Source organism: Acidaminococcus sp. CAG:542 (assembly GCF_000437815.1).
GTDB lineage: Bacteria > Bacillota > Negativicutes > Acidaminococcales > Acidaminococcaceae > Acidaminococcus.
Genome location: NZ_FR902095.1, coordinates 1 through 5,411, shown reverse-complemented (window position 1 = coordinate 5,411; position 5,411 = coordinate 1). Strand labels below are relative to the sequence as shown.

Sequence of the window (5,411 nt, the reverse complement as noted above, 5' to 3'; positions counted from 1 at the left end):
GGACCTGGGACTGCGCCTGCGGCCACAAAGGGAATACCGGGAAGTTCTGTATGGAATGCGGCGCTCCCAAACCGGAAGCCCAGCCCCAGGGATGGACCTGCCCCGGCTGCGGCACGGTGAACCAGGGAAAATTCTGCATGAACTGCGGAGCCAAAAAACCGGAGGATGCACCGCTGTACCGCTGTGACAAATGCGGCTGGCAGCCCCCCGATCCCCATCATCCCCCGAAATTCTGCCCCCAGTGCGGAGATCCTTTTGACGACAACGACAAGACCTGAAACAGGAGGTGAGTGAAAATGACCGATACCTCTGTTGCCTACAAGTGTCCCAACTGCGGCGGGCCCCTGGAATTCCAGCCGGGGGCAAGCCAGGTGGTCTGCCCCTACTGCGATACCAAACTGGACGTGGCACAGATGGAAGCCCTCTTTGCCCGGCAGCAGGAACGGGCGGCAGCGGCCCAGGAGGCCAAAGAAGAACGCTGGAATACGGAAATGGCGGGCAAGGAATGGAGCACGGAAGAAGCTGCCATCCTGAAAGCCTTCACCTGTTCCGCCTGCGGGGCGGAAATCGTCTGTGACGAAAACACCCTGGCTACCGAATGCTGCTACTGCGGGAATCCCACCATGCTTCCCAACCGGTTCAGCGGCATGCTGAAGCCGGATTACGTGATCCCCTTCCAAAAGACCAAAGAAGATGCAGTGGCGGCCCTGAAGGAATTCTACAAGGGCAAGCGCCTGCTGCCGGCGGCCTTTACGGCCAACAACCGGATCCAGGACATCCAGCCCATGTACGTGCCCTTCTGGCTCTTTGATTCCAAGATCCATGCCAGTGCCGACTTCCAGGGGGAAGACGACAATGTGATGGAAACCAGCGATGAGATCATTACGGAAACCCGGGTGTTCCAGTGCATCCGCAGCGGCCGGATGAGTTTCCACAAGATTCCGGTGGATGGGTCCAGCAAAATGGACGATACCTACATGGAAAGCATCGAACCCTTCGATTATTCCCAGATGGTGCCCTTCAGCCCGGCCTATCTCACCGGTTTCCTGGCGGATAAATACGATGTGGATGCGGAAGCTTCCGTGCCCCGGGCCGATGAACGGGTGGAACGGTCCGCCGTAGGGGTGCTGGAAGAAACCGTCAAGGCCAGGGGCTATGACCGGACCATCCTCAAGGACAGCGTGGTCCGGAAGGAAGAAGACCAGGTGGCCTATGCCCTGGCTCCGGTGTGGATCCTGACCACCCGGTATCAGGACAAACCCTACACCTTTATGATGAACGGACAGACCGGGAAGATGGTGGGGACACTGCCCTATGACAACCAGAAATCCCTGATGATCATGGGGGCTGTGGCGGCCATCCTCACACCGGCGCTGTATTTTGTGGCAAAGATGTTTCTGACGTAAGGAGGTCATCATGAAGAAGTTACTGCGCATCCTGGCACTCCTGGTGCTTCTGGTGGGCATGGCCGTTTCCGCATCGGCAGCCTCTGCCCTGGTGCTGGATCAGGCTGATCTCCTGCGGCCCCAGGAAGAGAAAGTCCTCCAGCAGTCCCTGGACCAGGTGAACCAGAAATATCAGGTACGGCTGGCGGTGGTCACGGTGAAAAGCACCGGAGGCGTAAAAACCGGAGAGTTCGCCAATGTACTGCTGGACAAGATCAAAGACAGCAGGCTCAAGGGGAATATGGTACTGCTCCTGTCCATGAAGGAACGGGACTGGTACATTTCCACCGACAACGGCATGCGGAAAATGATCACCGACAAAGCCGGCATCAAGGCCCTCAGCGGAAAATTCCTGCCGGCCCTGAAAAAGAACAACTATCCGAAAGCCTTCGGCCAGTTTGCCAAAGGGACGGATGAACTGCTGGCCTACTACCAGAAAGAAGGCAAACCCTATGATCCGGCCGACGCCTTCAATCCCCTGGCCCTGGCCATTGGGGCGGCGGTGTCCCTGGGCATCGGATTCCTGGTGCGCCGGATCCTCATCGGCCAGATGAACAATGTGATGCCGGCTCTGGAAGCCGGGGTCTATCTGGACCGGGACAGCTTCCAGCTGGAAGAAAATGCGGACAACTACCTGTACATGACGGTCCATCGTAAGCCGAAGAAGAGCCGCGAAAACGCCAAGGCCGACAGTACCGATGAGGATCATGGGGGCGGCGGCGGAAAGTTCTGAAAAGGAGGAGCCATGGAAAGAAAGGACATTTGGAGGCCGCTGGCCTGTCTGTGCCTCATGGCTTTTCTTACTGGTCTGCCGGTCCTGGCAGGAGCTTCCAGCGGAGAAGGAATCTATGGCCGGGAACTGGACACCCTGTATGATATGATCCAGGGAGGCAGAGACCCTGACTCTTATGGAGAGGACCGGGAGGACCTGGTGGCTGTCTGGGAGGGAATCCGGGAACTGTCCCCGGCCCAGGGGCTGGAACAGGTGAAGTACCAGCTGCTGGACTGCAACGGGAACGGGGAGCCGGAACTGCTGACGGGCCAGGACAACAGGATCACCAACCTGTTCACCCTCCGGGAGGGCCGGCCCCACCGGGTGTTCAGCGGCTGGTACCGGGACGCCTGGTATTATCTGGGAAACGGGCGGTTCCTGAACCAGGGGGCCGGAGGCGCGGGGCTTTCCATCCTGGGCGAGTACCATCTGGACGGGGACGGGAACCTGGTGTGCGAAAGCTGTACCTTCACCAACTGGGACCCGGTTGAGGAGAAGGAGGAAGTGTACTGGAACAACCATGGAGTCCCGGACAGAGCTCTGTCGAAGAAACAGGCCATGACACCGGGGCAGTTCTTCGAACTTCAGAAAGAACGGATGGGCAAGGTGGAAACGCTGTCCTGGCAGTCCCTGGCCTGGTGGGGCAAAGGGAGCGTGGAATTTTCCCTGATTCAGCCCGGCGAGTTCGGAGAACCCCTGCTGACGGTGATTCCCAGAGAGACCCTGGAGGATGTGCACCTGCTCACCCTCCAGGTGGCGGAGGTCAGTGACAGCGGTCAGGTGACCTGGCAGGTGGAAACGGATGAACCATTGGGGAACCTGGAACCGGGTACCCGATACAACTACCCCATAAATCTGGAAGGGACGGCCCGGGCCACCGGCCTGTCCTATTACGACCGGAAGGGGTATCATCGGAAGATCCTCCAGCTCAGCGGAGAAGACGGCAGCCTGGTGGTGCGGGAGGAATAGGGAGGTGACAGTTGATGAAACGGATCGGTAAATTATGGACGGACCTGATACGGGCTCTGCTGCTGTGTCTGGTCCTGGTTCTGGGGTTGACGGCCGGGGGTTTTGCTGCTCCCCGGAAAACCGTCCTGGTCCACAATGTACAGGAAATGATGGAGGCCCTGGATGACCATACGGAAGTCATCCTGGCACCAGGCCGCTACAACCTGTCCACCTGGCTGGCCAGCACCGCTGCGGAGCAGGTGATCCACAGATTCCCATGGAATCCCCTCAGCCCTCCAGGCTTGTATATGGCCTATGAGGACCTGGAGCTGGCCGGATTCCAGGATCTCACCATCCGGGGCCAGGATACGGAGAAGATCACGGCAGAAATCGTAACAGAGGATCCCTATACTCCGGTGCTGCATTTCCGGAACTGTCAGAACTTCCGGCTGGCCCATCTCCGGGTCGGCCATTCCCTGCAGGCTGGCCGCTGCAGCGGAGCCGTACTGAAACTGGATCTGGTGCAGGACGCAAGGCTGGAAAATCTGGACCTGTACGGGTGCGGGACCTATGGGTACGAAGCCCTGGGCTGTGAAAGCGTTACCCTCCGGGACAGTGTGATCCGCAGCTGCACCTATGGCCTGATCAATGCCATCGAGTGCAGGGATATGAAGATCATCCAGACCCTGTTCAAAGACACCAGCACCAATCTCCCCCTTTTCGCCGTGGCCCAGTCCCGGCTGGAACTGATCGACTGTACCTTCAAGAATGTCCAGGGAAGGATCAATGATATGGACCTGGCAGGAGGAACCGTGAGCCAGATGGTTGAAAGGTAAAGAGAGCCGAAGAAGGGAGGGGGAACAATGGATGGATCCATTAAAAAACGTGCCGCCTGGGGACTGCTCGTTCTGTTGTTGGGAGCAGCTCCGGCTCTGGCCTGTGAACGGGACCTTCCCCACAGACATGAGTGGCCCGGCGGTGTCTCTGAACCCCGGCCCTTGGCCCCCGGTGCTCTTCGGTACCAGCTCCAGATCCTTCTGGCCAACCGGGAACAGTGGGACCGGGTCCCCAGATGGGAGGGCATGGTGAACCTTGCGGTGCTGGATATGGACTGGAACGGGCAGCTGGAAATCCTGGTCAATGCCGAAGGAGAGGGCAGGGAACAGGGCTATGAGGTACAGCCAGAGACCGGGAAACTGAAGAAAATCCCCGAACAGCAGTTGTACAGATCCCTGAACAATCTCCTGAGAGCTCCGGCCTGGTTCACCATCATGCCGGAAAAGCGGCAGGACTGGCTGCAAAAAGACCCCGCCCAGGTCATCCATATGCTGCGGGACAGCTATGAGAACTATGCGGGGCTCAAAGAAGGGTTTGGTTAAAAATACGCCGTCACGCTGGTCCCCAGGACCCACTCCCGGAAATCCCGGGTGAAGGGTCCTGCTTTTTTGTTCTGGAGCCGGAACCCTTCCAGGGCCCAGACCAGGCCGGGGACTACCACATAGTCCATCCGGATGCCCCAACCCCGGAACCCCTGACGCTGGAAAAATCCCGTATCCCCGTCCATGGTATGGTACAGGATGCTGGACTGGGGCTGGTCATAGTACCGGAGCCAGGTTTCCCAGGTGCCGCCCTTCCGTTCATCCAGTTCCCCATAGGTCACCGCAGCCACAAAGCCGGCTTTCCGTTCCCGGTATCCGTCCTGGCCATGGGAGCCTTTGGACCCCAGCAGTTCCAGGTCGAAAAGCCACCGGTCCCGGGGCTGGTATTCCAGCCGGGTGGTCCAGATCTGCTGCCGGTCGAACCCGGTGCCGCTGGCCCCCGGTTCCAGTCCCAGCTGCTGGAGGGCCGGCAGGCTGGCAGGCAGGGACTGGCGGGTCCGGAAATCCAGGAAGGCGGACCGGAGGTTCAGCTTTCCCAGCTGCTTTTCTTCCAGGGCAAACCAGCCGGTCTTCCGGTGCAGGTTGTCATTTCCGGTGGTCTGGCCGGCAAACAGGGTGATCCGGCCGCCTGGATCCGTATTCTTCCCAAAGCTGGTACGGATTCCGTCCACCCGTTTGTCGATGACATTCCCGTCCATGAGATACAGGTTGAACCGGCCCAGTTCCCATTTGGTGTGGCTGTTTTCGTGCTGGAGATAGGCCCGGGACAGGGTGGGATGGTGGTCCTGGGTGTGGTCCTTGTCGTTCCGTTTGTCTTCGATCATGAATTTCAGCTGGGTATCCTGGCTGGTGTGGACCACCGGGAAC

6 protein-coding genes and 1 pseudogene are annotated in these 5,411 nt (G+C 59.1%); 6 read left to right on the top strand and 1 reads right to left on the bottom strand.

The window, feature by feature from the left end; all coding sequences use genetic code 11:
* The 6 genes and pseudogenes from QVO43_RS08565 to QVO43_RS08540 form a co-directional block, all read left to right on the top strand.
* A pseudogene (locus QVO43_RS08565) lies at positions 1-278 on the top strand (SPFH domain-containing protein); the annotation flags it as partial.
* A gap of 18 nt (positions 279-296) precedes the next feature.
* The gene (locus QVO43_RS08560) at positions 297-1,406 is read left to right on the top strand and encodes a TFIIB-type zinc ribbon-containing protein (RefSeq protein ID WP_022488112.1); all 1,110 of its coding nucleotides are present in this window, start codon (positions 297-299) and stop codon (positions 1,404-1,406) included.
* A 10-nt stretch (positions 1,407-1,416) separates the two neighbouring features.
* A complete protein-coding gene (locus tag QVO43_RS08555) occupies positions 1,417-2,178 on the top strand; it encodes a TPM domain-containing protein (protein WP_022488111.1) in 762 nt (253 codons plus the stop codon).
* A gap of 12 nt (positions 2,179-2,190) precedes the next feature.
* Positions 2,191-3,186: a hypothetical protein gene (locus QVO43_RS08550; RefSeq protein ID WP_022488110.1), complete on the top strand. Its 996-nt coding sequence runs from the start codon at positions 2,191-2,193 to the stop codon at positions 3,184-3,186.
* Positions 3,187-3,200: 14 nt separating this feature from the next.
* Complete coding sequence (locus QVO43_RS08545) at positions 3,201-4,001, top strand: hypothetical protein (protein WP_022488109.1); 801 nt, start codon at positions 3,201-3,203, stop codon at positions 3,999-4,001.
* A 27-nt stretch (positions 4,002-4,028) separates the two neighbouring features.
* Positions 4,029-4,544 carry a hypothetical protein gene (locus QVO43_RS08540; protein WP_022488108.1) on the top strand — a complete coding sequence of 172 codons (516 nt, stop codon included), beginning with the start codon at positions 4,029-4,031 and terminating at the stop codon, positions 4,542-4,544.
* On the opposite strand, the gene QVO43_RS08535 is transcribed toward QVO43_RS08540, so the two are convergent.
* Positions 4,541-5,411: hypothetical protein (locus QVO43_RS08535; protein ID WP_288174816.1), on the bottom strand; the 871-nt coding region annotated here is incomplete at its 5' end. The two genes, QVO43_RS08540 and QVO43_RS08535, sit on opposite strands and share 4 nt — an antisense overlap.

Excerpts from the sequence above, each read along its gene's own strand:
- QVO43_RS08560 (WP_022488112.1), top strand. The coding sequence starts at position 297 with ATGACCGATACCTCTGTTGCCTACAAGTGTCCCAACTGCGGCGGGCCC.
- QVO43_RS08555 (WP_022488111.1), top strand. The coding sequence starts at position 1,417 with ATGAAGAAGTTACTGCGCATCCTGGCACTCCTGGTGCTTCTGGTGGGC.
- QVO43_RS08550 (WP_022488110.1), top strand. The coding sequence starts at position 2,191 with ATGGAAAGAAAGGACATTTGGAGGCCGCTGGCCTGTCTGTGCCTCATG.
- QVO43_RS08545 (WP_022488109.1), top strand. The coding sequence starts at position 3,201 with ATGAAACGGATCGGTAAATTATGGACGGACCTGATACGGGCTCTGCTG.
- QVO43_RS08540 (WP_022488108.1), top strand. The coding sequence starts at position 4,029 with ATGGATGGATCCATTAAAAAACGTGCCGCCTGGGGACTGCTCGTTCTG.